Source organism: Rhodococcus sp. Leaf278 (genome assembly GCF_001426085.1).
Lineage (GTDB): Bacteria > Actinomycetota > Actinomycetes > Mycobacteriales > Mycobacteriaceae > Rhodococcoides.
Genome location: NZ_LMRR01000008.1, coordinates 18,057 through 43,647, shown reverse-complemented (window position 1 = coordinate 43,647; position 25,591 = coordinate 18,057). Strand labels below are relative to the sequence as shown.

Below are 25,591 nucleotides of genomic sequence, written 5' to 3'. Positions count from 1 at the left end.
CCCCGCTGCTCGACGGGCGAGCAGCGGGGTTGTGTCCTACCGGCGTTATCCGATGTGAACCGGGGTGTCGCCGACGGGCAGGTCGTCCTTCTTCGCGCGGACCAGCAGTAGCACGACCGGGCTGACCAGCGCGACGAGAATTGCCGCGGTGCCGAACGCCCAGGCGTAGCCGGAGACCTCGGCCGAGAACGCGTGGTCGATGGTCGCGAGTACGAAGTTGCGGATCGGCTCCGGCAGCGCGGCGAGCATCTCGTCGCTGGGCACTTCCTGGCCGGCGAGAGCTTCCGCGGGAACGCCGGCGGGCGGAGTGGGCGCGGGATTCTCGGCCAGGTACGAGGTCTTCGACGAGGTGTAGACGGTGGTGAACACCGCCGCACCGAGTGCGCCGCCGACCTGCAGGGTGGCGTTGATCAGAGCAGACGCGGCACCTGCGTCGTGGTCCGGAACGCCGATGAGCGCGACGTTCTGCATCGGGACCATCAGCAGACCGAGACCGAGGCCGAGCAACACGACTCCCGGCAGCACGTGCGTGAAGTACGAGGTGTCGACGCCGATCTGCGTCAGCAGGAGCAGGCCGATCGCAGAGACGATCGGGCCGACAGCCATCAGCGGCTTGGGTCCGATCTTCGGCACGAGTGCCGACGCGAGCGCAGCGGTGATCAGGATTCCGCCGGTCATCGGCAGCGACGCGACCCCGGCGATCACCGGGCTCATCTCGAGCACGATCTGGAAGTAGAACGTGAGGTACAACGTGCCACCGAGTAGGGCAGCGCCGATGACGGCCGAGCCGATGTACGCGGCTCCGCGGTCACGGTCGAGCAGCACGCTCAACGGCAGCAACGGGTTGTCGGACTTGGATTCGACCAAGACGAATGCCGCCAGCAGGGCCAGGCCGAGCGCGATGAACGAGATAGTGGGTACCGTCGCCCAGCCGTCCTCGGCTTCGGTGAAGCCGTAGACCAGCGAGGCCAGACCGAGAGCGACGAGGATTGCGCCGGGCAGGTCGTAGCGGGTGTCTCCGTGAGCCTTGCTCTCCTTCACCAGCGGCACCGCTGCAGCGATGGCGAACACTGCGACCGGGATGTTGACCAGCAGGCACCAGCGCCAGTTCGCGTACTCGGTGAGCACACCACCGAGAAGCAGACCGACGGCTGCGCCGCCGCCGGCGATTGCGCCGAACACACCGAACGCCTTGGCGCGCTCCTTGGTGTCGGTGAAGGTGACCGTCAGGATGGCCAGTGCCGCGGGGGCGAGCAGTGCAGCGAAGACACCCTGGCCGGCGCGAGCGATGAACAGCTGCCAGCCTTCTTGAGCGAGCCCGCCGATAGCGGAGGCCACGGCGAAGCCGGCCATGCCGACGATGAACGAGCGCTTGCGTCCCCAGTAGTCGGCGATGCGTCCGCCGAGCAGCAGCAGTGCGCCGAACGACAACGCGTAGGCGGTGATGACCCAGGCACGGCTGCTGTCGCTGATGCCCAGGTCCAGCTGCGCCTGCGGCAACGCAATGTTGACGATGGTGCCGTCCAGCACGATGGTGAGCTGCGTGATGGCGACAATGCACAGCACCAGCCATCGGCGCTCGTAGTTCGGATTCAGATCCGGCGCTTCGCGCTCGGAGTGCTGCGACATGTTTCTACCCCACTCGTACTCGTTGATTCTGGGCACGAAAAATGTCCCGAGCAGAAAGGTAGGCCACTCGGCACCGAGTGTCAAACGAACTAGTTGGTTGGCGGTATGGTGGCCGCCATGAAACCTGACGCCAGCGCGACCCGCGCCCGCATCGTCGTCGCCGCCCGTGACGAGTTCTCGGTGCACGGACTGGCCGGGGCCAGGGTCGATCGCATTGCGGTAGCGGCCAAGGCCAGCAAGGAGCGCTTGTACGCGTACTTCGGCGACAAAGAGGCCCTGTTCCGCGCTGTGGTCGAGGACGGATTCGCGCGATTCATCGAAGAAGTCCCCTTCGCAGTCGACGACCTCGGCGGCTATGCAGCGCGCGAATACCTTCATCTCGCTGCGCATCCCGAGGAACACCGCCTACTTCTATGGACCCAACTCCAGGGCGGCATGGCAGCATCGGGCACCGACGACATCCACTCGGTCATCGGAGAGCGACGCAATGCCATGGCCGAAGCCCAACGGAACGGCCTGATCTCCGACGTCTTCACCGTCGACGATCTGATCACCATGATGTTCGGCATCACCTCGGCCTGGATGACCGCGCCGAGTACACCCGCCGAGTCGGCCGACGACGCCGAAATTCAGCGTCGGGCTTCGAAAATCGAGGCGGCTGTGCGACGACTCTGCACTCCGTAGCGCTGTCTACCTATTTCTAGCTTCAGCGCGAGAGTCTCGAATACTGGTGTAGCAGCTCCGATTTCCGCAAACGCGCGCGCGTTTGCCAGACGCGAGCGAAGTAGACACCGCCCCGGTCGCAAATCCGAACGCGCCTGGCGATTGCGCTCGCGTTTGCCGAGCTCGGTCGACTGCGTCCTCGGCCGCCCACACGCAAGACGCCCCACCACGTCGAGTGGCACGTGGTGGGGCGAGTCTCGAACCGTGGATGGCATCTGCCCAACTACACCGGCAGTGTGTCGCGTCCGGTTTCCTTGATGGTCAGCACTGTGAGTACACCGATCACGCAGACACCCATGACCCAGTACGCGGGTGACATTGCGTTGCCGGTCGACTCGACCAGTTGGGCGGCGACGTACGGAGCTGTTCCGCCCGCGGCGATGGTTCCGATGTTGAAGCCCAAGGACACTCCGGTGTATCGAACTGCCCGAGGGAAGAGTTCGGTGAACAGCGGGAACGCGGGTACCTGCACGACTCCGTTGAGAACCATGTAGACGAAGTACACGCAACCCACCACGATGATCGACGACGTCGCACCGAGGATCATGAACACCGGCAGCGCAATCACCACGTACGCCACATAGCCGCCGAGCAGTACCGGCTTGCGACCGAACTTGTCCGTGAGCATGCCGCTCAACGGGAAAGTCGCACAGGCCAATGCAATTGCTATTGCCGATGTCCAGTAGACGGAATCCTTGGAGAATCCGAGATCGTTGATGAGGTAAACGCTGAAGTATGTCAGCCCGATGTAGCCCGAACCGTTCATGGCAATAGCAATGCCAACGACTCGCAGCACCGACCAGGGCTGCTTCTTCACGACATCGCTCAACGGACTCTTGGCGACCTCGTTCTTGGCTGCCATTTCCTCGAACTCCGGGCTGTCCTCGAGCTTCAGCCGCACTCGCAGGCAGACGAGGGCAAGCGGAAGGGCGAGCAGGAACGGAATGCGCCAGCCCCACGACGACATCTGGTCGTCGGTCGTGATGAGGGCGACCACTCCGACGACGGCTGCGGCGACCGCAAACCCGAGGGTGGAACCGACCGGGGTGAACGACCCGAAGAATCCGCGCCGGTTCGGCGGTGCTGATTCGGCGATATAGGTTGCCGCACCGCCGATTTCACCTCCGGCCGAAAAGCCCTGGGCCAGGCGGATGATGACGAGCAGAATCGGTGCCAGCACTCCCACACTCGAGTGAGTGGGCAGCATTCCCAGGACTCCACACGCGATACCCATACAGACCACCGTCACGACCAACGCTTGTCGACGGCCCTTTCTGTCGCCGAGGCGGCCGAAGAAGATGCCTCCGAGAGGGCGTGCGACGTATGCGACTCCGAATACAGCCAGCGTCGCGAGGATGGATACGCCGGGACTCGTGGACGGGAAGAACAGTGGCGCAATGACTACGGCGAGAAAGCCGTAGACGGCGAAGTCGTAGTACTCGATCAGCGTGCCGACGCCACCGGCCAGCGCCGCACGGCGTGCGGTGCTGGTGTCGGCTTTCGGTGCGCTGGTGACCGCAGAAGGCTGGTCGACGTTCGTCATCGCGCTGTTCCCTGTCTTGTGAGTGGTTGCTTGCTTCGGTGTTCGGCAAGAAGTAGTTCGTACGATCCGCCGGCCTCGATCACTGCGACTGTACGAGGGCTCGGCGCGGTGCCCACCATCGATCGGCCGTCGGCGATGGTCAATGATGCTCGTCGCCAATCGAGTTCGACGGCATCACCGGTTTTCACCGCGCTGGAGACACCCGGAACGGTGATGAGGGGTACTCCGTTGAAGGTCTCTCCACGCCAGAACCCCGGCGAGAACGACTCGGCCACGATGGCGTGGATACCCGCGTTACGCAGAGCCACCATCGGTGGGTAATGCGGGTGGCCGTAGCCGAAGTTCCGGCCGCCGACGATGATGTCGCCGGGCCGAACGCGATCGACGAAACCCGGATCGTATGCGGCCATGCAGACCGACCGCAGATGCTCGGGATCGTACGACTTGATGTTCGCAACGCCGACAACAAGATCGATGTCGAAGTCGTCGCCGAAGACCCAGGCAACTCGGCCGGAGATGACGTCGGGCGGAGGCGGGTAGGCGCTCACGAGCCCACCTGCTGGATCGTGCCGGCCAGCGCGCTGGCGGCAACGGTGTACGGAGAACCCATGTAGATGTTGGCGTCCGAGCTGCCCATCCGTCCGGAGATATTGAGCACGCCGGTCGATATGCAATTCTCGCCCGCCGCCAACGGCTTCTGGTAGCCGAAACAGAAGTCGCAGCTCGACACTGCTATGTGCGCACCGGCGGCACGCAACACGTCGAGCAGCCCCTCCTGCTCGGCCTGATCGTGCACCTTCTGTGATGTCGGCACGACATTGAGCTCCACGCCGGGGGCGACGGTGCGCCCGTCGAGTACAAGGGCTGCGGCCCGCAGATCCTCGATTCGCCCACTGGCACAGGAGCCGATGAACGCCTTGGTGATCGGCGTGCCGGCGAGTTCGGCGGCAGTCTGGGTGTTGACTGCACGCGCCGAGCCAGGCTGAACGACCTGCGGCACGATCTGGGTGAGATCGATGGTGTGCCGAGCTGCGTAGGTCGCACCGGAGTCAGGATAGACCGGCGTGAAAGACTGTCTCGCAACATCGTTGGCGTAGGCGAGCGAGGTTTCGTCCGGCTCGAAGATCGCGGACACGGCTCCGGTGAACATGGCCATGCCGCACAGTCCCTGACGATGGTCGATCTTCATCGACCGGGCACCGGGGCCACCGAATTCCATCACCTGATGTGCGCACCCGTCGGCCCCGACGAGGTCGATGATGGTGTGTACCAGGTCGCGGCTGTCCACTCCCGGCGCGAACTCGCCGTACAGATCGAATCGCGTGGTGGCTGGAATGTCCACGTACAGCTGGCCGGTCACCCATGCCTCGATCAGATCGCGCCGAATACCCCAGCCCAACGCACCGAACGCCCCGACTCCGCTGATGTGGCCGTCGAAGTGCACGAGGAAGTCACCCGGGATGGCCAGGCCGAGCTCGGCAGTAAGTTGGTGCCCGATGCCGCGGCCCTCGTGCAGCTCGATTCCGTAGTACTCGCACCAATCCCGGGTCACCTGGTGCACTTCTTGTTCCCGATCGTCGAGCTTGGTCAACATGTGATCGATGAAGACGACGTACCGAGACGGGTCCTCGAGCGAGGTGATGCCGAAGTCGTCACGCATCTGGCGGAACATCACATCGGTGTATCCGGGGAAGTCGTACGCGATCATTCGAGCCGGACGCACCGCATGATTCTCACCGGCACGCACGGGATCACCGCCGCAGGTTCTGCCGAGGATCTTCTCCACCATCGTGAAAGAGTCCGATGTCATCGGTTCGACTCCGCGGGAAGGTACTTGCGCTGCTGCGCTTCGACTTCGGGGAAGCCGATGAGGTCCACGAACTCGTTGTGCTGCAAGGCGTCGGCGCTGACATCTGCGGGAGCTTCGCCGGCGGCCAGGCGGCGCAGAGCCTCGCGCGCGGCACCGGTTGCGGCCATCAGCACCTGAGTGGGCAGCAGGGCCAGCCGCACGCCGATCTGCGCCAGCACCTCTGGAGTGAACTCCCGCTCGGTCCACGTCGATGCGGTGAGCGTGGCCATCAGCGGAACCCCGACCGCTCGGTGACAGTTCTCCCACTGCTCGATGGTTTCGAACGTCTTCGTCACCGGCATGATCATGTCGGCTCCGGCGTCGACGTACGCCTGCGCACGCCGTATCGCATCATCGCCACGCGCATCGGTGCGTGCGATGAGGAGAACGTCGTCCGGCATCGAATCACGCACCGCCCGAACCTTGCCCGACGCCTCCTCGACAGAGATCAAGTCCACCGGCTCGCCGACGCAGATCGGACATTTCTTGGGCGACAGCTGGTCCTCCATGAACACGCCCTGGACACCGGCCTCGGCGAACCGAGTCGCGGTGCGCGCAGCGTTGACGGCGTTTCCGTAGCCGGTGTCGATGTCTGCAACCAGGGGCAGAGACGATGCCTCCCGAATGGTTCGGACCGCCTGAAGGTTCTCGGTCATGGTGTACAGCTCGGCGTCGGGCAATCCCAGCGCAGCCGAGACGGCGAAGCCGGACGCGCACAGCGCCGAGAAGCCTGCCTGCTCGGCCAGCTTGGCCGTCAACCCGTCCCACACGCCCGGGGCATACACCAGGCCCTGTTCGGTCAGGCCTCTCAAAGTCATCGTCACGAGCACTCTCCGTTTCGTATTGCGGAACGCCTTCCGAATTTAGAGTGGCTCGGATCACAAGTCAACACCCGTCGATCGATACCGCATCGGCCGTCGGTTCGTAGGATGGCGTCGACGCTTCACCCGACCGGAAGGAACAACCCGTGGCAGTTCCCACCGAGTCCGACGCTCAGGCCGGCCGCGACATCGTCGGTGCCGTCGTGAAGGCATGCGCTCTGCTCGATCATTTCGACACGACGCATCCGGTGTGGACGCTCAACGATCTGACGACAGCGAGTCGAATGAACAAGACGACCGTGCACCGTCTGATGACGACGTTGATTCATGCCGGCTGGGTCGACAGAACGGCGGAGGGTTCGTATCGGATCGCCATGCCGGTGTTCGAGATCGGCTCGTCCGCACTGACGCAGCTCGACATCCGCGGTGCCGCCCAGCCGTACCTGTCCGACATCGCGCGAAAGTTCGGCGATACTGCCTACCTGATGGTTCCCGCAGACGAGGGTGCGGTGTGCATCGATCGCCATGAAGGCAGCAATCCGCTTGTGGTGGCCGGCATTTCGATCGGATCCGTCCTGCCCTATCACGCCACGGCCGGCCCGATGGCGATGCTGGCGTTCTCCGCTCGCATTCGCGATCGTTGGCTGGGCGGCGAACTCCCCGCATACACGAACCGGACGTTGACCTCGCCCGAAAAGTTGATCGGCCATCTCGACCGAATCCGCTCTCAGGGATATGCGCTGAGCAACTCCGACTACCTTGCGGGTGTCGCGGCAGTCGGCGCACCGATTCTCGGACGCGACGGGGTGGTGGTGGCGTCGATCAGCGTCGGTGGCCGCGTGGAGACCTTCGAAGGCGAAGCCCTGACGGACAAGGTGGAGACGATTCTCGCGGCGGCGCGCAGCCTGTCACGCGTCGCAGAGGCTCTACCTGCATCGAGTTAACAGCTACGTGAGTATTCACATCTCTAGCCTCGACGGTAGAGAGAAGAATACTTACCTACCGACGCGCTCGATGAGCTTCATGGCGTCGAAGGGCGCGTAACCCTTGATGTCGTTGTCGAAGTACACGAAGACGTCGCGTCCCGCCGACGTCCACTCGGCAATTTTCTGCGCCCATCGATCGAGGGCCTGGTCCGTGTACCCGCTGGCGTACAGTTCCTCGTCCCCGTGCAACCGGGCGTACATGAAATCCGCTGTGGGGGTGTCGATATACGGGTACTTTCCGGCGGTGTCGGCAACTACGATCGCAATGCCGTTCTCGCGCAACAGTTCCACTGCCGCGTCGGAGGCGAAACTGGAATGCCGGGCTTCGACACAGTGCCGAATCGGCCGAGACGACGGCGCAGGCAACAACACTCGATCCTCTGCCAGCTTGTCGTCCCGCGATTCCGCCAACGACACTGCAGCCGAAACTGTTCGAGGCAACAGTGTGCAGAAGTCCGCCACCTTCTGCGCGTCGAATTCGAGGTTCGGCGGCAACTGCCACAGGAACGGACCCAGCTTGTCCCCGAGGGTGAGGACCCCGGTGGCGAAGAAGTTCGCCAATGCCGACTCGACACCGACGAGCCGCTTGATGTGCGTGACGTATCGGCCACCCTTGATGGCGAACACGAAGTCGTCGGGCGTCTCGTCGTGCCACTTGGTGAAGCTCGCCGGCTTCTGCATCGCATAGAAGGTGCCGTTGATCTCGATCGAGGTCAGATGCTCGGACGCGTACCCGAGCTCTTTTCGGTGCGCCAAGCCCGCAGGATAGAAATCTCCTCGCCACGGTGCGTACGTCCAGCCGGAAATACCGATCGAAACCCGAGGTCGACGCTGCGCGGACATGAGCCGACTGTAGACGGGCAGTAGCGTCGTCGCCGCGGCTCCGGCGCTGGTATCGGTAACCTCGATGGCATGCAGCGCCCATCGGCATTCGGCTCCCTGGCGCTGGTCTGTGTGTTACTCACTGTCGGCTGCGCCGACGCGGCAGCCGAACGTCGCGACCAGCCGACGCCTCGTCAGGCCGCTGCGGTACCGGGTGTCGGGTTGACGACGGTGCCCGCAGCGATCACCACGTCGATGGTGGCGGGGATCGCCGCCGAATCGGATCCGATAAGGCACGAGGTCGGTGTCGAATCGTCGACCACCGAGATGCAGACGTCCGGGTGGGACGAGTACCCGTATCTTCGCTATACAGTGTCGGTGGTGCCGGGGACCGAGAGAACCACGCTGAACTGGTCCGGGCGCTCGGTCAACAACAACGATCTCGCGTTGCACGTGTGGAACGAAGCGACGGCCGATTGGGGTCCGCCGCTCGCGGCAGCCGAACCTCCGACACCCGGCGGGCCTATCGAACTGAGCGCCGAGGTCGCCAGTGCAAGCGGAACTGTCGAGGTTCTCGTCATCGACAGTCCTCGGGCGGATCGTTCGTTCGCCGAGACCAACGCCACCCCCGACAGGGCTTTCGCGGACGCCGACACCTACGACTTCGCGCTGCAGCACATCACCGATACCCAGTACATCTCGCGCGACGACCCCGGTGTGTATTCGGACATGACACAGTGGACTGCCGACAACGCCGACGAGTTGAAGATCGACTACAGCATGCACACCGGTGACCTCATTCAGAGCTGGATCAGCCCGGGTCGGCCGGATGCCCAGGCCCGCAAAGAGTTTCAGGCCGCCAGCGCATCGATGCAGATCCTCGAGGACGCCGGCATCGCGCACGGCGTGTTGCCCGGCAACCACGACAACATCTGGAACGCAGCGGGCAAGTTGGTGCCCGGTGAGCACGAGAAGAATCACGCACTCTACAACGAGTACTTCGGCCCGCAGCGCTATCGCGATCAGCCGTACTGGGGCGGTTCCTTTACCGCTGAGGACAATTCGGCACACTACGATCTGGTGGACATCGCCGGCGCGAAATTCCTCATGCTCTTCATCGGCTACAACCCACCCGAGAAGGTCATGCAGTGGGCAGAACGGGTACTCGACGATCACCCCGAACGCAACGTTGTCATCGGCACGCACTACTACCTCGACGAACTCGGCGAGAAGAAGCTGATGGGGTTCGGCGACATCGGATCGAGCTCGGGTCAACAGATCTGGAATCGACTCGTCGTACCCCACGAGTCGGTCTTCCTCGTCTTGTCCGGGCACGTGGACGGTCAGGTTGCCGTCGTCGACGAGAATGTCGGCGACACCGACCGCACCGTCGTGCAGTTGCTGGCCGACTACCAGTACTTCGAGGTCGACGGCGAGCGAAGTACCGGCTTTCAGCGTTTGCTCCAGTTCGACGTCGACGGCGGCTCGATGGCCGTCACCACCCATTCGCCGTCACTCGACGCGTTCGACGTCGAGAATTACGACATAAAGGACCGATACGGACCCGAGGACGGCGAGTTCGTCACCGATTTCACGTTGCGCGCCGACGTCCCCCGGGCCGTGATCGTCAACTAGCTGGCACCTCCAACGCCATCGGACCATAATCGATCCCTATGCGGTCGGGTGGACGAGCGGTGGTTCTGACGCTGGTCGCTGCCGGTATGTGGCTGTTCGCGACGCCCCCACTCGACCCCGGAACCGCGGACTTCGCTGCCGCGCCTGCACCCGTCCCACCCGTTGCTCCCGTCGTCGAACCACCACCACTGACCCTCGAGGAGCTCTCGGCTCGGGTCGATCCCGCCGTCGTCACATTGACGGCGACAGCCGGGTTTTCCGGGGTCGCCGGCACCGGCTTCGTCGTCACCCCGGACGGAATCGTGCTCACCAACTTCCACGTCGTCGAGTCCGCCACCGAGATCAGCGCAGTGAACATGGGCAACGGACTGATCTACGACGCCACCGTGCTGGGTTACGACAAATCTCGTGACGTGGCGGTCGTGCAATTGATCACCGCGGCAAACCTGCCAGTGGTCGAGTTGGCCACGGACCCACTTCCCGACGTGGGTGATGCAGTCACTGCCATCGGGAACGCCTCGGGCGCAGGGGTATTGGTACCGGCGCCCGGGGCTGTGACCGCCCTCGATCAGCAGGTGCGCACTCGCAGTTCGGTGGACGGCTCACGTAACACGCTGGACAAGATGATTCGCGTCGATGCCGATGTGCGAGCGGGAGATTCGGGTGGGCCACTGTTCGACGCCTGGGGCAGGGTGGTGGGTGTGAACACCGCCGGACTGTCGGACGAGGCGCGCAACGGCACCGAGTTCACACCACCACAGGCACCCGAGGCCTACGCCGTCCCGATCGGCGAGGCGGTTGCCGTACTCGATCAGGTGCTGGCCGGGCGGTCCGGCGGCACAGTGCATGTGGGCCCGACGCCGTACTTCGGGGTCTCGGTGCGTGACGTGTCGGTCTTCGAGAACAAACCGGCGATGGGTGCGGCCGTCGTCTCGGTGAACTCCGATTCTCCCGCGGAGATTCTCGGCTTGTCGGCGGGAGACATCATCGTCTCGCTGGATGGAACGGACGTACAGTCCTCCGCGGATCTGTCGGAGGCACTCGTCGGTCGCATCCCGGGCGATACCGCCGTCGTGGAGTGGGTGGACGATGCAGGCGTAACCACCACCGGCACAGTCACTCTCGCCCAGGGAACCCCGAGCGCCTGAGGGCGATCAGGCCTGCAACACCGACAACACATTGCCCGCCGGGTCTGTGAACCAGGCGATCAGCGGCCCACCGTGTCGAAAGATTCCCTTGTCGTCGGTCCCCATATCTGGATACTGTTGGAACGCAACACCTTTTGCGGTCAGCACATCGACTGCAGCCTCGATGTCGACCACCGGGAAGTTGAGGATGGTGTACTGCGCCGGCACGTGGCCGGGCCGAGGGTAGACCAGCACCGTCGCGGCTCCCAGGTGTAGTTCGAGCATCCCCATCTCGTTGTCGGTCACCTCGAGACCGAGGGTGTCGGCGTAGAACGTGCGGGCCGCAGGCAGGTCGTCGACGGCGAATCCGGAGAACGGTGCTCGGGCCAGATCAATGGTGGTCATGGACGAATTATCGCGCTCTCTCACGTGCCACGGGCCGATATCCGAGTAGCGTGGCTTCCGTGACTATTCGCCTCGGTTACCAGATGCCCAACTTCAGCTACGACGGTTCGGTCGCAGAACTCTTTCCCCAGGTCATCGCGCAGGCGCGCGAGGCCGAAGCGGCCGGGTTCGACACCGCGTTCGTGATGGATCACTTCTACCAACTCCCTGGAATCGGCAAGCCCGACGAGCCCATGGTCGAGGCCTACTCCGCGCTGTCCGCCCTTGCGACGGCCACCGACACCATCCAGCTCTCCGCCCTGGTCACCGGAAACACCTACCGCAATCCGGCGATCCTGGCCAAGACCGTCACCACGCTCGACGTCGTCAGCGGCGGTCGCGCGATCCTCGGCATCGGAGCCGGCTGGTACGAACTCGAGCACCAGAGCTTCGGACTCGAATTCGGCACCTTCACCGATCGGTTCGAGCGTCTCGACGAGGCCCTGCAGATCATCGAACCCATGCTCCGCGGCCAGCGTCCCACGTTCGACGGCCTCTGGTACCAGGTCGAGAACGCCATGAACGAGCCGCGCATTCGCGACGATCTGCCGATCATGCTGGGCGGTGGTGGCGAGAAGAAGACCTTCGGCCTGGCTGCCCAGTTCGCAGATCACCTCAACATCATCTGCGACGCAAACGAATTGCCGCGCAAGATGGCGGCCGTTCAGGCTCGGTGCGAGGAAGTCGACCGCGACCCGAAGGACCTCGAAACGAGCTTCCTCGCGTTCGTCATCATCGACGAGGACGGCGACAAGGCCAAGGAATTGCAGCGCGAGTTCGTGCTGAAGCAGGGCCTCGATCTGACGAACCTCTCCGAGGAGGATGCCGCGAAGGCCACCGATCGCCACTTCTGCGGAACCCCCGACGATGTCGCCGAGCAGGTGCAGAAGCGCGTCCTCGATCAGGGCATCGACGGCGTCATCATCAACCTGATCACCAACGGGCACCAGCCAGGAGCCGTCGAGCTGGCAGGAAAGGCATTGAAGCCTCTCGTCTGACACGGCTGTCGCCTGCTCCGCACGTGTGGCGGAGCAGGCGACAACAGCAGGACCCAACCGGTGCTATCGAGGCGGTTTGACTGCCAGCACCGGCTTGGGGCACGAGAGCAGCAGCTGCTGGGCGGAGCTGCCCATCAGCAGTTTGCCCACTGCTGACCGGTGTCTGATTCCGATGACCAGCACATCGGCATCGTCGCCGTCCATGACGGTGAGCAGTGCGTCGACGGTATCCGGGACCACAGCCTGGTCCAGGACATACTCGACACCGGAACGATCGAGGGTGGCGTGCAACTCCGTCACGGCCTCGGAATCCGCGAATCGCGGATCGGCCAAGGAGTCGCCGGTGGAGGTGTTGACGACCTTGAGGCCGGTGTTGCGGAACTTGGCCTCGGCGATTCCGTGCTCGAGTGCCGCGGCGCCGAATTTGTCAGGGGTGTAGCCGACGACGATCATGCATTTTCCTTCGTCTTCTGGAGGGTGGGTGCAGTGCGGGGCCGAACGAGCTTTGCCACGAACGGCGCAGCCAGTAGCAGAACGATGACGACGTAGACGACGATGGCGATGGGTTCGGAGAGGACGCTGCTCCATTCGCCGCCGCCGAGCTGCAGCGTCTGGCGCAGTTGACGCTCCACTCGTGGACCGAGGATGACGCCGATGATGAGTGGCAGGACGGGTAGTCCGAAGCGCCGCATCATCAGTCCGAGCAATCCGAAGATCAGCAGCAGAACCAGGTCGAGCCACTGGAGATTGACGGCGTAGGCACCCAGCACGGCAAAGAACAGAATTCCCGCGTACAGGTACGGCCGCGGTGTGCGCAGCAGCTTTGCCCACAGTGGTGCCAACGGGAGGTTGAGCACGAGCAGCAGGAAGTTACCGATGAACAAGCTCGCGATCAACGTCCAGATCAGCAGCGGTTCCTTGTCGAACAACGTCGGTCCGGGCTGAATTCCGTATGACACGAACGCGGTGAGCATGACTGCCGCAGTGGCATTCGTGGGCAGACCCAACGACAGCATCGGCACGAGAGTGCCTGCCGCAGAGGCGTTGTTGGCTGCCTCTGGCCCTGCAACACCCTCGATGGCACCCTTGCCGAATTCCTCCGGATGCTTGGACAGCTTCTTCTCGGTGATGTACGACAGGAACGTCGGCAGCTCGGCGCCGCCGGCGGGCAACGCGCCGAACGGGAATCCGTATGCGGTACCGCGCAACCACGGCTTCCACGATCGCTTCCAATCGCTCTTGCCCATCCATGGGCGCCCGACGGGAATCACCTCGGCCGGCTTGCGGCGCAGATGCGCAGCGACCCACAGGGCCTCGCCCAGTGCGAACACGGCGACAGCGATGACCACGATGTCGATTCCGTCGGAAAGTTGAGCTACACCGAAGGTCGCCCGGGGTTGGCCGGTGAGGAAATCGATTCCCACGAGTCCGATGGCGAGTCCCAGCAGCAGAGAGATGCATCCGCGCAATTTCGAGCTGCCGAGTACCGCAGTCACAGCGACCAAGGCCAGCACCATGATTGCCAGGTACGAGGGCGCTCCCAGCGACACCGCGAACCGCGAGACGATGGGGGCGAACAGCACCAGAAGCATGGTTCCGATCGATCCGGCGATGAACGATCCGATGGCGGCCGTGGCGAGTGCTTGCGCGGCCCGCCCGGCCTTGGCCATCTTGTTGCCTTCGATAGCGGTGATCACCGACGACGATTCGCCCGGAGTGTTGAGCAGGATCGACGTGGTCGAGCCACCGTACATGCCGCCGTAGTAGATTCCGGCGAACATGATGAATGCCGCACTGGGACTGACGTTGTAGGTGATCGGAAGGAGCAATGCGACGGTCATTGCCGGGCCGATCCCCGGCAGTACACCCACCGCGGTGCCCAGCAGCACTCCGATGCACGCATAGAGCAGATTCATCGGGGTGACGGCTTCGGAGAAGCCTTGCATCAGCCAGTTCAGATTGTCCATCAGAGTATTCCGTCCAGAATGCCTGCAGGCAGCGGTATCCCGAGCCCGACGTAGAACGCATAGAAGCTCAGAAGTGAGAGAACGAGCCCGATGGCCAGGTTACGAATCCAGTGTCGATTGCCGAGAATCGTTGCGGCCCCGCCGAAGAGCATCGCCCCGACGATCACCCAACCCAGCGTGTCCACCAGCACGATCGTTGCCACGAAGAGCCCGACGAGCAGTCCGACGGTCGTCCAGTCGGCCGGAGTAGAGGTGTCGATGTCTTCACCACCGTCCTGCTCACCTCGGCTGCCCCTGAGGGTTGCCACGGCGAGCAAGACGGAGCAGACGAGCATCGCGATCCCCACGACGATGGGAATCAGCTTGGGACCCACGGGATCGACCTTGGCGAATTCCGCTGTGAGAGAGAGCGCGTCGACGATCAAGAATACGCCGACCACCAGCAGTACCGCGCAGACCAGGAGCTGCGCGCGGTCCGGACCGACCTTCTCCGACCCAGTCTCACCGCTATCGTCGGTGCGGTCGACCGTGGCGGTCATACGAGTCCCAGTTCTGTGAGTGTCGACTCGACCCGGGCATCCTGATCTCGCAGGAACTGCTCGAAAGCAGGTCCGGTCTCGAATGCGTCGATCCATCCGTTGGTCACGAGCGCTTCCTTCCATTCGTCGGTGCCGTGCAGCTCGGTCAACGCCGCAACCATCTGTGCACGAACGTCTTCGGGTGTTCCGGGCGGTGCGAGAACACCGCGCCAATTGGTGAACTGCAGATCGATACCGGCTTCGGTCAGGGTCGGTGCATCGATGCCGGGAAGTCGCTCGGCTCCCGACACGGCCAGCACTCGCACCTGTCCGGCCTCGATCTGATCGATGTACTCGCCCAGCCCCGACGTGCCCGCGGAGATCTTGTTGCCCAGCAGAGCCGTCAACAGATCGCCGCCGCCGTCGTAGGACACGTAGTTCACGGCTGTCGGATCCACGCCCACCGTGCGCGCGGTTTCCATCGGAAACAGGTGGTCGGGCCCACCCGGGGAAGATCCGCCGCCGATCGTCACCGACGACGGGTCTGCTTTCCACGCCGCGACGAAGTCACCGACGGTCTGGAACGGCGAATCCGCGGGGACGAGAATTCCCTCTTGTTCTTCGACGATCTTGGCGAGCGGGGTGGCGTCGGAGACTCGATCGGTCGAGCCGTTGGTGTACATCGCGCCGACGACACCGAGTCCCATCATCATCATCAGGTCGTCGTTGCCTGCCTCGTTCATCAATCGAGCCATGGCGACGGTTCCGCCTGCCCCGATGACGTTGAAGACCTCGACGCGGCCGGTGATGTCGGTTTCTTCCATGATCTTCACTGCGCTTCGTGCAGTGAGGTCGTAACCACCACCGGGACTGTTGGGCACCATCATCCGGATGCGGTGCAGCCCCTCGCCTTCGTCGCCTCGGGTGACGCCACATGATGCGAGCGCCAGCACGAGCAGTGGGATCAGTGCCAACACCACTGTCAGCCTTCTGGGCATCGGTCCTCGTTTCGGTTCGGTCTCTGTGAGACTGTGATCGGTAGCAAGTATCGATTCCAACGTGATGCGAGTCACTTTTGAGAAACCAATGGAAGTTAAGTTCTTTGTGGTCACGACAGAGTCGACGAGCAGTCAACCGACGACACACCCTCACCCTCGCCGGTCAGTACTTGGTGTTGCAGCTCGCCGTCCTCGCCCTCGTACTCGGTGCCGTCGCCGCGATATCGATAGAGCAGTCCACCGACGAATTTCGCGACCTGCGCGGAGCTCGGATGCTTTCCGTTGCCGAGAATCTGGCGTCGACTCCCGTCGTTCGTGATCAGCTGGACGCGCCATTGGTGGAACGAGTGCTCGCACCCGACGTAGATCGGGCGGTCGCGCTCTCCGGCGCATCGCTGGCAGAAATAGTGTCCACCGACGGTGCTGTGATCGTGTCCACCGATCCCACCCGAATCGGTAGCTCAGCCGCACTGGGGGACAGCGACGTCCTCGACGGCCGCGGGTGGTCGGGTGACATCGAATCTGCGGGCATCCGGTCCATTGCCGGCCACGTTCCCGTCCTGGCACCCGATGGTTCGGTGCTCGCCATCGTGACCGTGGCGGAGCGGTACCCGTCTACGTGGACACTGTTGTCCGAGTCCGGAGCGAGATTGATTCTGTACCTGGCAATCGGTGCCGGTCTGGGTGCCGTGGGGTCGTGGTTGCTCTCTCGCCGGATACGGCGACACACGTTCGGCCTGGAGACGGCAGAGATCGCAAGCCTCGCCGACCATCGAGAAGCGTTGTTGCACAGTATCCGTGAGGGGGTGATTGCCATCGGAAACGACGGCACCATCACCGTGATCAACGACAGCGCATGCACACTTCTCGGGCTCGATCCCACCGTGGTCGGCAAGCAGGTGGACCACGTCGGCATCGACGACGGGGTACTGGACGTTCTGAAGTCCGACGGAGAGGTGGCGGACTTCATCGTCACGACCGCGCACAGGGTGCTCGCACTCAACCGCCGCACCGCCACCAGCCGCGGACAACACATCGGCACCGTCACCACGATGCGTGACAGCACCGAGCTCGCGTCGATGCAGAGTCAGCTGACGTCACACCGCAGTGTCACCGATACGCTCCGCGCCCAGACTCACGAATTCGCCAATCAACTCCATACCATTTCCGGCTTGGCCCAATTGGGCAGTTACGACGAGGTGACAGCCCTCGTCGGCACCCTCACCCGTAGGCGGGCGGAGATCAGCGAATCGATCACCGCACACATCCACGATCCGGCGGTGGCAGCGCTACTCATTGCGAAGACGTCGTTGGCCGCAGAGATCGGCGTGCGCCTGACTCTCGACCCCGCATCCAACCTGAGACCGCTCGACCCCGCGATGTCGACGGACGTGATCACGGTGGTGGGCAATCTCGTGGACAACGCACTCGACGCATCGCGCGAATGCGGCGAGCGTGCCATCACGGTCGTCATCGACGACACAGACGAGTTGGTCATCGACGTCACCGACTCGGGCCGAGGGGTGCCGGAACACATGCGACAATCCGTGTTCTCACGGGGAGTGACCTCGAAACCCGACCAACCCGGCGGGCGCGGAATCGGTCTCGCTCTGGTCCGATTGGTCAGTACGCAACACGGCGGAACAGCGATGGTGGACGACGCCGCCACCGGGGGCGCTAGATTCCGGGTGCGAATCCCGTTGCCGGAGCGAGAGAGCACAGGAGAACGATGAGCGCATCGATGACCGTCCTCGTGGTCGACGACGACTTCATGGTGGCCGACATTCATCGTCGCTTCGTGGACCGGACAGACGGCTTCAGGGCAGTGGGTGTAGCTCGTACTGCAGCGGAAGCACTCACTGCCATTGCCGAACTACAGCCGGATCTGGTTTTGCTCGACGTCCATCTTCCGGACGCATCGGGGCTCGACGTCCTCCGAACGTTGCGCGCGCAGAACAACGCCGTAGGCGTCATCATGATCACCGCCGCTCGCGAATTGGATACCGTCAATGCTTCGCTGACCGGTGGTGCCACGGACTACCTCATCAAACCCTTCGAGTACGTGAACCTGAGAGACAAGCTCGACGCGTTTCTGGCGCGCCGGAAGGCTCTGTCCACGGATCGGCTCGACCAGGGTGTCGTCGACGCTCTGTTCGGTCGTGGAACCGCCGCCGCCGAACGCGTGCAGTTGCCGAAGGGAATGTCCGCCGAGACAGGGAAGTCGGTGCTCGACGTCATCACGCCGGGAACCGAATTGTCGGCGAGTGAATGTGCCGATCTCGTCGGGATTTCGCGCGTGAGTGCACGCCGATACCTCGAGCATTACCTGACACACGAGATTCTCGATATCCGGCTGCAGTACGGCAGGGCCGGGCGACCCGAACGGCTGTATCGCCGTCGATAGTGGCACGCCGGCATACCTCCAGCAGTAGCCACGACGGCGTGAGCAGTGGCATAGTTCCCCCGTGGCTCAGCTGAGGATGAACGGGCACCGTGTCTTGGTCGCAGACCTGACCGGTGACTCCCTGCGCGCGATGTCGGGCTCGATGGTGGCCTATGAGGGCGATGTTGCTTTCAAGAGCGCCGGGATGGGCGGTGGCGGCGGATTCCGCGCCGCACTCAAACAGAAGGTGACCGGAGAGTCACTGTCGTTGATGGACGTATCGGGTAAGGGCACGGTCTACTTTGCTGCCGATGCCCAAGACATCACGCTGGTCGAGGTGCAGGGCGACAATCTTCACGTCGAATCCTCCCAATTACTCGCTCTCACAGGTCAATTGAAGACCGACGTCAAGTTCTCCGGCCTGCGTGGCGCATCGTCGGGACAGGGTTTGTTCACCACTGTCGTCAGCGGATCCGGCACCGTGGCGCTGTTGTCGAAGGGTGGGCCGATCATTGCCCTCGCCGTCGATCCCCAGTACCCCCTCGTCGTCGATCCCGACGCATTCGTCGCCCACCGCGGCCAACTGAACCAGAGCTTCGTCACCGACGTCACGTGGCGCTCCGCCATCGGCGGGGGCAGCGGCGAGGCGTTCTCCCTCCGCTTCGACGGCCAGGGCGTCGTCTACATCCAACCCGAGGAGCGCTGACGTGCCACTCGAACTCGTCAACAGCAAAGTCGTGAAATCCGTTCTGGCACCGAATCAGAACGTGCTCGCGCGTCGTGGGTCGATGCTCTATTACACCGGCGACGTCCGGTTCGTTCCGCACTCGATGGGCGGCTCGGCCGGTGCCATGCCGGGCATGGGCGGCGTCGCCGGGATGGCCGGCCGGATGATGGCGGGCGAACACGTGGCGATGATGGCTGCAGAGGGGCAGGGCGAGGTCTTCTACGGTCACGCCGGACTGTACGTCGAGATCATCCACCTCGACGGTTCGTCGATGCTGACCGTCGAAGCCGATCGACTCCTGGTGCACGACGGGTACCTGCAGAGTTCCATCGTCGCCCTGACCTCCCAGGGTGGCGTCCGCGGAGCAGTGCGCGGCGCGATGACCGGGCAAGGTCTGTTCACGACGCAACTCACCGGTCAGGGCAGCGTCGCGGTCCTCTCGCACGGCGGCGCTACACCGTTGCAGGTCGGGCCCGATCACCCACAGGTGGTGGTCGATCCGCAGGCGTACGTGTGCCACATCGGCAACATCAACGTCGACATCTCCGCCAATGTCGGCTGGCGCGACGCCGTCGGCAAGGGCAGCGGCGAGGCGATCCAGTTGAAGATGACCGGTATGGGCACCGTGTGGGTCCAGGCGTCCGAGCAGAAGTTCTAGGGAGCGGCAATGAGTTTGGACATTCACACCCCGTACACCCTGCCGGTCAACGACAACGTGCCCGGCAACGACTATGCGTTCTGCGTCGAACTCGCAGGCCAGCCGTGGTTCACCTCGAAGGGCGCGATGATCGCGTACTACGGCAACATTCGCTTCGAGCCGCTCGGGCAGACGTCGATGCCTGCCATCGTCGCCGCGCGGTTCTCGTCTCCGCTGTACTCCAACGACTGGGTACTGGCGCAGGGGCAGGGCAAGCTGATCCTCGGCGATCGCGGATTCAACATCAACAGCTACGACCTCGACGACGGCAACCTGACGATCCGAGCTGCGAATCTGCTTGCGTTCGAGCCGACTCTGGACCTCAAGCAGTCCATCGTCCCCGGATTTCTGACACTGCTCGGTACCGGAAAGTTCCTGGCCTCCTCCAACGGCACCGTCATGTTCGCCGAGCCGCCGCTTCGCATCGACCCGGAAGCGCTTGTGGGATGGGCAGATTGCCCGTCCCCGTCGCATCACTTCGATGCAGACTGGATGCAGAACTTCCTCGGCGCGGCACGCGGATTTCTCGGTGCCAACAGCGGCGAGGAGCGTCAGTTCGACTTCACCGGCGCCGGCACCGTGCTGATCCAGTCGAGCGAGAAGGTGCTCAACGATTCGCACCTGTTGCGCTACATCGAATCGCAGACGGTCTCTCTCGGTCAGAACTCGCTGCGGGCTCTGCACAACACCATCGGGGCCCGGCTACAGCAGTAGCCCGGCCCGCATCGCCTCGACGGTGCCGGCGAGATTGTCGAACATCATGACGTGCCCGGCATTGTCGATGCATGCAAAATGCACCCCTGCGGAAGCCAATCGAGACTCCTGGCTCGGCGCACCGGTGCGGTCTCCGTAGACGTACAACCGCGGTACAGTGAGCGACTCCAGCATGGACTGCACCGTCGGATCAGGTCCCACGCACAGGCTGACGGCGGTGCGATGAAGTGCAACCGGATCGGCAATCCGCAGGGTGGAAGCCCATTCCGGATCGGATTCGGCGATCAATCGGTCGATACCGGTATCGACGAACTCGGCCTCCGACTGCCGGGCAATCTCGACACTGGCGGTGCCGTCCCACGGCAACAGGTTGGGTTCGAGCACGATCAGTCGGCCCACCAGATCGGGTCGACGGTAGGCGAGCACCGTGGCGATCGATCCACCCAGGCTGTGGCCGACGAGGTCGACCGACGTCAGATTACGCTGATCGAGCAGGTCCGCAACGGCAGCGGCATGGTCGTCGAGCGAATAGCCGAAATCGAGCGGGCGATCGCTGAAACCGAAGCCGAGCAGATCCGGCAGCAGCCGCTCTCGACCCTCGAACGTCGCGTCTGCGGCAACAGCACCGAATGCCGGGACACCCGCCGATCCGAGGCCGTGCAGAAAGACCAGAGCCGGGTCGGTGCGGCCCGGCAACGTGAGCGCGCGGACGCTCGGCGGCAGTTCGGAGAAAACGCGCATACTGGAGTATCACCCCAGGAGGTACTGCCATGGCCAACCAAGGTCCCTTCGGATTCGGATCCGACGACTTCGACAAGTTCGCGCGCGAGGCAACCGAGGGACTGCGCGAGGTTGTCGGCTCGCTCTTCGCCTCGAATGTCGGAGCGCCGAAAGCTCCGCCGGAGCCCGAAACCACCGGTCAGAAGGGTGACGGGGTCTGGGCGATCTACAGCGTCGACGACGCCGGATCACCGCAGATCGACCAGCTCTACGCCACCGAACTCGATGCCCTCCGTGCGCACAAGGACAACACCGACCCGCGTCGACGGGTCCGTTTCCTGCCCTACGGCGTGAGCGTCAGCGTTCTGGAGGACTGAATCGGTACCTTCGAACCTCATGACCACACAGCAGGAGCCCATCTCGATTCCGTTGGGTCGGCCCGTGTTCGTGCAGGCGCTGAGATACACGGCATTGTTCGATCAGAAGCCGTTTGCCGAGGCACTGTTGATCTACACCGACAACGGCGCGTACAAGATCATGTCTCCGGGCGAGGATCACTACGGAAGTTACGTCTCGTACACCGACGTCGCGGCCAACCCGCAACACGTGATCTTTCTGTCGTGGCCGTCGGAGGATTGGGGCCGCAACGTCGCATCCCATACCCTGACTTTCAATCCCGATTCCGCGGCGTTCACCCAGGTGCTCGTGCTACCCGGCAATCCGGTGCCTCGCTCCCAGTACGGTTACGCGCTACCGACTCCCGATCCGCAGAGCGTGGACATGACGGCATCCTGGGATCAGGTCCGCGAAACCTACGCCTCGACCTTCGAGGAGCTACGCGCACTCGCGACGTAACTCAGCGGCCGAATGCCTCCACCGCATTCGCGGCTTGTTCGACGCCACCGTGCGCACGCACCTCGGCACCGAGTTCTGCTGCACGTGAACCGAATTCGCGAGACTCGGCCACAGCCTCGGCGAGCATCACAGTCGTGACCTTCTCGAAGTCCAGGTGCACGCCCACCCCGAGTTCGGCGAGCATCGCGGCGTTGCCGAACTGATCGACAGCCTGCGGTACCGCCACGGTCGGTACGCCGAACCACAGCGCCTCGGTGCACCCGCCCATCCCGGCGTGGGTGACGAAGACGGTGGCGGCGTCCAGTACCGCGAGCTGCGGAACATGTTCGTGTACTTCGACATTCGCAGGGAGGTCACCCAACACGGCCGGGTCGACGCGTCGGCCTATGGAGATCACCACATGCCAGTCCGTGTTCCCGAACGCCTCCATGCACATGCGGTAGAACTCGGGTCGCTCGTTGTATCCGGTACCGAGCGAGATGTACAGGACAGGGGCTTCGGGTGCCGTCCAACTGCGATCACTCAGGCGTACCGGATCCAGGCACGGGCCGACGAACTGCACCGAATCGGCCACTCGGTCTGCATGCGGCTGCATCACCCGTGGAATCAGCGACAGGCAGTGCGCCGGATACGTGATCCACTCCCACGGATCAACGTCGATGTCGTTCTCTCGCAACCAGGTTGCATAGGTATCGCGGTAGACGACACCGGTCGGCGACTCTCGGATAGCGGCCATCCCGTCCCCGAGATCCTCGGCATACCCGTCCCACGCCACGTACGTCGGCGAGAGTTGCACGGCAGGCACCCCGTAGCGCACCCCCAGGACCGGTGCAGTCATGCCGCCGATGTCGTACAGGAACAGCTCCGGCTGATCGTCGTCGTACACCGCGGTCAGCACCGGAAACGACTGTATCGCCTCGTCGAGGAACACCTGCATGGCCGAGGCCGGATCATCGGGCCACGACGCCTCTCCGTCAGGGAGTATCGACTCGAACGAGACCACCTCCACGCCTACGGGTTCCACCATGTGCCGCAGAGAATCTCCGACGGCATACGTGACGCGATGACCTCGTCGCACCAATTCGGCAATGACGGCCAGTGATGGATAGATATGACTGGGAGCCGTCGTGCCGATCATTGCGATGTGCATGGGCATCACCGTACGACGGGCGTCCGCTTCGGGCTAGCGGTTTTCGTTGGCGATCAGATCGAGCAGACCGGGGAACCGATCCTCGAGCTCTCGGCGACGCAGCGTGACCTTCCGACTGTTACCGCGGTCCACCTGAAAGACCAGCCCCGCTTCTCGCAGCACTCGAAAGTGATGTGTGAGAGTCGATTTGGTGACACCGAGCTCGAAGGACATGCACGTTCGCTCGGCACCGTCGTCGTCGCCGACGAGTTCGGTGACCACCTTACGACGCAGCGGATCCGCCAGTGCCGACATCACTGCACCGAGCTGCATTTCCTCGGGCTCCGGATGCCCGTTCTCGTCTGCCATGCGCTCCTCCCGCGTCAAGGTACGACTTGCGCCGTACCTTGAAACCTGTTCTAGTACGAAAAGTATCGTACCTAGACCCAGGGGGATTCATGAGGGCAGTTCTACCGGTCGTACTTGCAGCGCAGTTCGTCGTGCCGATGTCGATCTCGGGTACCGCCATCGCGCTGCCGGTCATCGCAGCCGATCTCGGCTCCGATCCCACGCCGCTGCAGTGGGTCGTCAACGGCTTCAACGTCGCGTTCGCCCTGTTCACCGTCGTCTGGGGTGCGGTGTCGGATCGCATCGGCCACCGCACGTCGTTCCGCATCGGTGTGCTGCTCACTGCCACCGCCAGCCTGGTCAGCGCACTCGCGCCCTCATTACTCGTACTGGACGCGGCGCGGGTTGTCGCGGGCATCGGTGCCGCCGCGGTTCTGGTGGGCTCGACGTCGATTCTGTCGCTGCATTTTCACGGGACCGCGCGGGCCACGGCATTCGCACTGTTCGGCACCGTGAACGGGCTCGGCTTGGCTCTGGGGCCCACTATCTCCGGCCTGCTGATCGCCGCGGTCGACTGGCGCGGGGTATTCGCTGCTCAAGCGATTGTCCTTCTGGTTGCGGCTGTGGGCACCCTGGCCTTGCCTGCGCTGCGAAGCGAAAGCACCGCGAACCGTCTCCTGGACTTCACACTTCTGCGCAACCGTCGATTCCTCGCCCTGTGCCTGGTCCCGGTCGCCGGAGCCATCGGCTTCGTCACCCTGCTCACCTATCTGCCCGCTGCCCTGAGCGCCGTCTCGTCCCTGACCCCCGGCCGGGCGGGACTGTTCATGCTGGCGATGACCATCCCGGTTCTTCTCGCCCCACTGACCGTCGCACGACTGAGCACAATGTTCGACGCCATCACGCCCACTCGCGTCATCCTCGCGAGCCTCGGCTTCCTCGTACTCGGCAACCTCGGCATGCTGGCGCTGCAGCCCGGCGTACCGCTAGCCGCCGTGGTGGTCCCCATGATCGCAGTGGGGCTCGGCTTCGGTCTGCCCATCGGCCTGGTCGACGGCGAAGCACTCGCCGCGGTTCCGCCGCACAGCAGTGGCACCGCAGCCGGGGTGCTCAACCTGTTCCGCATCGGCAGCGAGGCCATCGCGGTCGCCGGCTATGCCTGGCTGCTGGCCTTCCTCATCCGCGGGCGGGTGTCGAACGAGGTCGACGCCGACGCCACTGCATCCGGGCAACCCGGATTCGCCGATGCCTACTCGTACGCGTTCACCGAGGTGATCGCCGTCGTCGTCGCCGCTGTCGCCGTCACCGCAGCGGCAATCATTGCTCTTTCCCGGACGGCACGATCCGACGTATCGTCGGCGAATGCCTTTCCTGCAACCGGTGACCCTCGCTGACGATCTCGTGACCCTGGAGCCGCTGAGCCACGACCATCTCGAAGGACTCTCCGACGCCGCCCGCGACGGCGAGTTGTGGAACCTCTGGTACACCAGCGTTCCGAAACCCGAGGACATGGCGGCAGAGATCGATCGCCGTCTCGGACTGCTCGAAACAGGAAACATGCTTCCGTTCACGCTGCGCCGCAACGACACCGGCCAGATCATCGGTGCGACGACGTTCTGCAACGTCGACTCGACCAACCGCCGGGTCGAGATCGGATACACCTGGAATGCCCGCTCCGCGCACGGAACCGGCACCAACGCCGCGAGCAAGTTACTGTTGCTGACGCATGCCTTCGAGGAACTGGGCTGCATCGCCGTCGAATTTCGCACGCACTGGATGAACCTGCAATCGCGCACTGCGATCGCAAAGCTCGGTGCCAAGCAGGACGGCATTCTGCGCAATCATCAACGCATGCCCGACGGTTCACTGCGCGACACCGTGGTGTTCTCGATCATCGAATCCGAATGGCCCGCCGTCCGCAACGAACTCCGCAGGCGTACCGCACGGTAGGTTGGCCC

Annotated in this window: 28 protein-coding genes; 14 read left to right on the top strand and 14 right to left on the bottom strand. The window is 63.7% G+C overall.

Going from position 1 to position 25,591, the window contains the following annotated elements; genetic code table 11:
• Positions 1-45: 45 nt before the first annotated feature.
• A complete protein-coding gene (locus ASG84_RS09680) occupies positions 46-1,629 on the bottom strand; it encodes an MFS transporter (RefSeq protein WP_057476817.1) in 1,584 nt (527 codons plus the stop codon).
• A 117-nt stretch (positions 1,630-1,746) separates the two neighbouring features.
• Between ASG84_RS09680 and ASG84_RS09675 the strand changes: the two genes are divergently transcribed.
• On the top strand, positions 1,747-2,313 hold the full coding sequence (locus ASG84_RS09675) for a TetR family transcriptional regulator (RefSeq protein WP_057476912.1): 567 nt from the start codon (positions 1,747-1,749) through the stop codon (positions 2,311-2,313).
• A 262-nt stretch (positions 2,314-2,575) separates the two neighbouring features.
• Here ASG84_RS09675 and ASG84_RS09670 read toward each other — a convergent pair whose 3' ends face one another.
• The 4 genes from ASG84_RS09670 to ASG84_RS09655 are packed head-to-tail and all read right to left on the bottom strand — an operon-like array spanning position 2,576 to position 6,562.
• A complete protein-coding gene (locus tag ASG84_RS09670) occupies positions 2,576-3,895 on the bottom strand; it encodes an MFS transporter (protein WP_057476816.1) in 1,320 nt (439 codons plus the stop codon).
• Positions 3,892-4,443 (bottom strand): hypothetical protein, encoded by a 552-nt coding sequence (locus tag ASG84_RS09665; RefSeq protein WP_057476815.1) that lies wholly within the window; start codon positions 4,441-4,443, stop codon positions 3,892-3,894. Before ASG84_RS09665 ends, ASG84_RS09670 begins: the two co-directional genes overlap by 4 nt.
• A complete protein-coding gene (locus ASG84_RS09660; protein ID WP_442970914.1) occupies positions 4,440-5,705 on the bottom strand; it encodes a 3-isopropylmalate dehydratase large subunit in 1,266 nt (421 codons plus the stop codon). Before ASG84_RS09660 ends, ASG84_RS09665 begins: the two co-directional genes overlap by 4 nt.
• Complete coding sequence (locus tag ASG84_RS09655) at positions 5,702-6,562, bottom strand: isocitrate lyase/PEP mutase family protein (RefSeq protein WP_057476910.1); 861 nt, start codon at positions 6,560-6,562, stop codon at positions 5,702-5,704. The genes ASG84_RS09660 and ASG84_RS09655 overlap by 4 nt, the downstream gene beginning before the upstream one ends.
• Positions 6,563-6,711: 149 nt before the next feature.
• Between ASG84_RS09655 and ASG84_RS09650 the strand changes: the two genes are divergently transcribed.
• The gene (locus ASG84_RS09650) at positions 6,712-7,509 is read left to right on the top strand and encodes an IclR family transcriptional regulator (RefSeq protein WP_057476814.1); all 798 of its coding nucleotides are present in this window, start codon (positions 6,712-6,714) and stop codon (positions 7,507-7,509) included.
• A 51-nt stretch (positions 7,510-7,560) separates the two neighbouring features.
• Here the strand turns inward: ASG84_RS09650 and ASG84_RS09645 are convergent, their stop codons facing one another.
• Positions 7,561-8,394, bottom strand: a complete 834-nt coding sequence (locus ASG84_RS09645; RefSeq protein ID WP_057476813.1) for a DUF72 domain-containing protein — start codon at positions 8,392-8,394, stop codon at positions 7,561-7,563.
• A 69-nt stretch (positions 8,395-8,463) separates the two neighbouring features.
• On the opposite strand from ASG84_RS09645, the gene ASG84_RS09640 reads away from it, so the two are divergent.
• Positions 8,464-10,008, top strand: coding sequence for a metallophosphoesterase (locus ASG84_RS09640; protein ID WP_057476812.1), 1,545 nt, complete (start codon positions 8,464-8,466; stop codon positions 10,006-10,008).
• Positions 10,009-10,046: 38 nt separating this feature from the next.
• Positions 10,047-11,156 (top strand): S1C family serine protease, encoded by a 1,110-nt coding sequence (locus ASG84_RS09635; RefSeq protein WP_057476811.1) that lies wholly within the window; start codon positions 10,047-10,049, stop codon positions 11,154-11,156.
• A 6-nt stretch (positions 11,157-11,162) separates the two neighbouring features.
• Here ASG84_RS09635 and ASG84_RS09630 read toward each other — a convergent pair whose 3' ends face one another.
• Complete coding sequence (locus ASG84_RS09630; protein WP_057476810.1) at positions 11,163-11,540, bottom strand: VOC family protein; 378 nt, start codon at positions 11,538-11,540, stop codon at positions 11,163-11,165.
• A gap of 59 nt (positions 11,541-11,599) precedes the next feature.
• Between ASG84_RS09630 and ASG84_RS09625 the strand changes: the two genes are divergently transcribed.
• The gene (locus ASG84_RS09625) at positions 11,600-12,577 is read left to right on the top strand and encodes an LLM class F420-dependent oxidoreductase (protein ID WP_200936538.1); all 978 of its coding nucleotides are present in this window, start codon (positions 11,600-11,602) and stop codon (positions 12,575-12,577) included.
• Between the two features lie 63 nt (positions 12,578-12,640).
• On the opposite strand, the gene ASG84_RS09620 is transcribed toward ASG84_RS09625, so the two are convergent.
• The 4 genes from ASG84_RS09620 to ASG84_RS09605 are packed head-to-tail and all read right to left on the bottom strand — an operon-like array spanning position 12,641 to position 16,060.
• Positions 12,641-13,030: a universal stress protein gene (locus ASG84_RS09620; RefSeq protein WP_057476809.1), complete on the bottom strand. Its 390-nt coding sequence runs from the start codon at positions 13,028-13,030 to the stop codon at positions 12,641-12,643.
• Entirely contained in the window at positions 13,027-14,544 is a 1,518-nt protein-coding gene (locus ASG84_RS09615; protein WP_057476808.1) for a tripartite tricarboxylate transporter permease, read from the bottom strand. Before ASG84_RS09615 ends, ASG84_RS09620 begins: the two co-directional genes overlap by 4 nt.
• Entirely contained in the window at positions 14,544-15,083 is a 540-nt protein-coding gene (locus tag ASG84_RS09610) for a tripartite tricarboxylate transporter TctB family protein (protein ID WP_057476807.1), read from the bottom strand. The genes ASG84_RS09615 and ASG84_RS09610 overlap by 1 nt, the downstream gene beginning before the upstream one ends.
• Positions 15,080-16,060 (bottom strand): Bug family tripartite tricarboxylate transporter substrate binding protein, encoded by a 981-nt coding sequence (locus ASG84_RS09605; protein ID WP_057476908.1) that lies wholly within the window; start codon positions 16,058-16,060, stop codon positions 15,080-15,082. The genes ASG84_RS09610 and ASG84_RS09605 overlap by 4 nt, the downstream gene beginning before the upstream one ends.
• A 104-nt stretch (positions 16,061-16,164) precedes the next feature.
• On the opposite strand from ASG84_RS09605, the gene ASG84_RS09600 reads away from it, so the two are divergent.
• The 5 genes from ASG84_RS09600 to ASG84_RS09580 all read left to right on the top strand — a co-directional run bounded on the left by ASG84_RS09600 (position 16,165) and on the right by ASG84_RS09580 (position 20,581).
• Positions 16,165-17,793 (top strand): sensor histidine kinase, encoded by a 1,629-nt coding sequence (locus ASG84_RS09600; RefSeq protein WP_057476806.1) that lies wholly within the window; start codon positions 16,165-16,167, stop codon positions 17,791-17,793.
• The gene (locus ASG84_RS09595) at positions 17,790-18,464 is read left to right on the top strand and encodes a response regulator (protein ID WP_235581609.1); all 675 of its coding nucleotides are present in this window, start codon (positions 17,790-17,792) and stop codon (positions 18,462-18,464) included. The genes ASG84_RS09600 and ASG84_RS09595 overlap by 4 nt, the downstream gene beginning before the upstream one ends.
• A 76-nt stretch (positions 18,465-18,540) precedes the next feature.
• Positions 18,541-19,149: an AIM24 family protein gene (locus ASG84_RS09590; RefSeq protein ID WP_057476907.1), complete on the top strand. Its 609-nt coding sequence runs from the start codon at positions 18,541-18,543 to the stop codon at positions 19,147-19,149.
• A 1-nt stretch (position 19,150) separates the two neighbouring features.
• Positions 19,151-19,828, top strand: coding sequence for an AIM24 family protein (locus ASG84_RS09585; RefSeq protein ID WP_057476804.1), 678 nt, complete (start codon positions 19,151-19,153; stop codon positions 19,826-19,828).
• 9 nt (positions 19,829-19,837) lie between these two features.
• On the top strand, positions 19,838-20,581 hold the full coding sequence (locus ASG84_RS09580) for an AIM24 family protein (RefSeq protein ID WP_057476803.1): 744 nt from the start codon (positions 19,838-19,840) through the stop codon (positions 20,579-20,581).
• Here ASG84_RS09580 and ASG84_RS09575 read toward each other — a convergent pair.
• The gene (locus ASG84_RS09575) at positions 20,570-21,322 is read right to left on the bottom strand and encodes an alpha/beta fold hydrolase (RefSeq protein ID WP_057476802.1); all 753 of its coding nucleotides are present in this window, start codon (positions 21,320-21,322) and stop codon (positions 20,570-20,572) included. The two genes, ASG84_RS09580 and ASG84_RS09575, sit on opposite strands and share 12 nt — an antisense overlap.
• Positions 21,323-21,351: 29 nt before the next feature.
• On the opposite strand from ASG84_RS09575, the gene ASG84_RS09570 reads away from it, so the two are divergent.
• Together ASG84_RS09570 and ASG84_RS09565 are read left to right on the top strand one after the other, a co-directional pair.
• The gene (locus tag ASG84_RS09570; RefSeq protein WP_032378612.1) at positions 21,352-21,678 is read left to right on the top strand and encodes a hypothetical protein; all 327 of its coding nucleotides are present in this window, start codon (positions 21,352-21,354) and stop codon (positions 21,676-21,678) included.
• Positions 21,679-21,697: 19 nt separating this feature from the next.
• Positions 21,698-22,156, top strand: a complete 459-nt coding sequence (locus ASG84_RS09565; protein WP_057476801.1) for a hypothetical protein — start codon at positions 21,698-21,700, stop codon at positions 22,154-22,156.
• A gap of 1 nt (position 22,157) precedes the next feature.
• Here the strand turns inward: ASG84_RS09565 and ASG84_RS09560 are convergent, their stop codons facing one another.
• Positions 22,158-23,306 (bottom strand): macrolide family glycosyltransferase, encoded by a 1,149-nt coding sequence (locus ASG84_RS09560; protein ID WP_156399449.1) that lies wholly within the window; start codon positions 23,304-23,306, stop codon positions 22,158-22,160.
• 33 nt (positions 23,307-23,339) lie between these two features.
• Entirely contained in the window at positions 23,340-23,654 is a 315-nt protein-coding gene (locus ASG84_RS09555) for an ArsR/SmtB family transcription factor (protein WP_057476799.1), read from the bottom strand.
• 89 nt (positions 23,655-23,743) lie between these two features.
• Between ASG84_RS09555 and ASG84_RS09550 the strand changes: the two genes are divergently transcribed.
• The gene (locus ASG84_RS09550) at positions 23,744-25,027 is read left to right on the top strand and encodes an MFS transporter (RefSeq protein ID WP_057476798.1); all 1,284 of its coding nucleotides are present in this window, start codon (positions 23,744-23,746) and stop codon (positions 25,025-25,027) included.
• Positions 24,996-25,583, top strand: a complete 588-nt coding sequence (locus tag ASG84_RS09545) for a GNAT family N-acetyltransferase (protein WP_057476797.1) — start codon at positions 24,996-24,998, stop codon at positions 25,581-25,583. The genes ASG84_RS09550 and ASG84_RS09545 overlap by 32 nt, the downstream gene beginning before the upstream one ends.
• The last annotated feature ends 8 nt before the right edge of the window (positions 25,584-25,591 follow it).

Coding starts and splice junctions, on each gene's coding strand:
- ASG84_RS09680 (WP_057476817.1), bottom strand. CDS start 1,629: ATGTCGCAGCACTCCGAGCGCGAAGCGCCGGATCTGAATCCGAACTAC.
- ASG84_RS09675 (WP_057476912.1), top strand. CDS start 1,747: ATGAAACCTGACGCCAGCGCGACCCGCGCCCGCATCGTCGTCGCCGCC.
- ASG84_RS09670 (WP_057476816.1), bottom strand. CDS start 3,895: ATGACGAACGTCGACCAGCCTTCTGCGGTCACCAGCGCACCGAAAGCC.
- ASG84_RS09660 (WP_442970914.1), bottom strand. CDS start 5,705: ATGACATCGGACTCTTTCACGATGGTGGAGAAGATCCTCGGCAGAACC.
- ASG84_RS09655 (WP_057476910.1), bottom strand. CDS start 6,562: ATGACTTTGAGAGGCCTGACCGAACAGGGCCTGGTGTATGCCCCGGGC.
- ASG84_RS09645 (WP_057476813.1), bottom strand. CDS start 8,394: ATGTCCGCGCAGCGTCGACCTCGGGTTTCGATCGGTATTTCCGGCTGG.
- ASG84_RS09640 (WP_057476812.1), top strand. CDS start 8,464: ATGCAGCGCCCATCGGCATTCGGCTCCCTGGCGCTGGTCTGTGTGTTA.
- ASG84_RS09635 (WP_057476811.1), top strand. CDS start 10,047: ATGCGGTCGGGTGGACGAGCGGTGGTTCTGACGCTGGTCGCTGCCGGT.
- ASG84_RS09630 (WP_057476810.1), bottom strand. CDS start 11,540: ATGACCACCATTGATCTGGCCCGAGCACCGTTCTCCGGATTCGCCGTC.
- ASG84_RS09620 (WP_057476809.1), bottom strand. CDS start 13,030: ATGATCGTCGTCGGCTACACCCCTGACAAATTCGGCGCCGCGGCACTC.
- ASG84_RS09615 (WP_057476808.1), bottom strand. CDS start 14,544: ATGGACAATCTGAACTGGCTGATGCAAGGCTTCTCCGAAGCCGTCACC.
- ASG84_RS09610 (WP_057476807.1), bottom strand. CDS start 15,083: ATGACCGCCACGGTCGACCGCACCGACGATAGCGGTGAGACTGGGTCG.
- ASG84_RS09605 (WP_057476908.1), bottom strand. CDS start 16,060: ATGCCCAGAAGGCTGACAGTGGTGTTGGCACTGATCCCACTGCTCGTG.
- ASG84_RS09595 (WP_235581609.1), top strand. CDS start 17,790: ATGAGCGCATCGATGACCGTCCTCGTGGTCGACGACGACTTCATGGTG.
- ASG84_RS09590 (WP_057476907.1), top strand. CDS start 18,541: ATGAACGGGCACCGTGTCTTGGTCGCAGACCTGACCGGTGACTCCCTG.
- ASG84_RS09580 (WP_057476803.1), top strand. CDS start 19,838: ATGAGTTTGGACATTCACACCCCGTACACCCTGCCGGTCAACGACAAC.
- ASG84_RS09575 (WP_057476802.1), bottom strand. CDS start 21,322: ATGCGCGTTTTCTCCGAACTGCCGCCGAGCGTCCGCGCGCTCACGTTG.
- ASG84_RS09570 (WP_032378612.1), top strand. CDS start 21,352: ATGGCCAACCAAGGTCCCTTCGGATTCGGATCCGACGACTTCGACAAG.
- ASG84_RS09565 (WP_057476801.1), top strand. CDS start 21,698: ATGACCACACAGCAGGAGCCCATCTCGATTCCGTTGGGTCGGCCCGTG.
- ASG84_RS09560 (WP_156399449.1), bottom strand. CDS start 23,306: ATGCACATCGCAATGATCGGCACGACGGCTCCCAGTCATATCTATCCA.
- ASG84_RS09555 (WP_057476799.1), bottom strand. CDS start 23,654: ATGGCAGACGAGAACGGGCATCCGGAGCCCGAGGAAATGCAGCTCGGT.
- ASG84_RS09550 (WP_057476798.1), top strand. CDS start 23,744: ATGAGGGCAGTTCTACCGGTCGTACTTGCAGCGCAGTTCGTCGTGCCG.
- ASG84_RS09545 (WP_057476797.1), top strand. CDS start 24,996: ATGCCTTTCCTGCAACCGGTGACCCTCGCTGACGATCTCGTGACCCTG.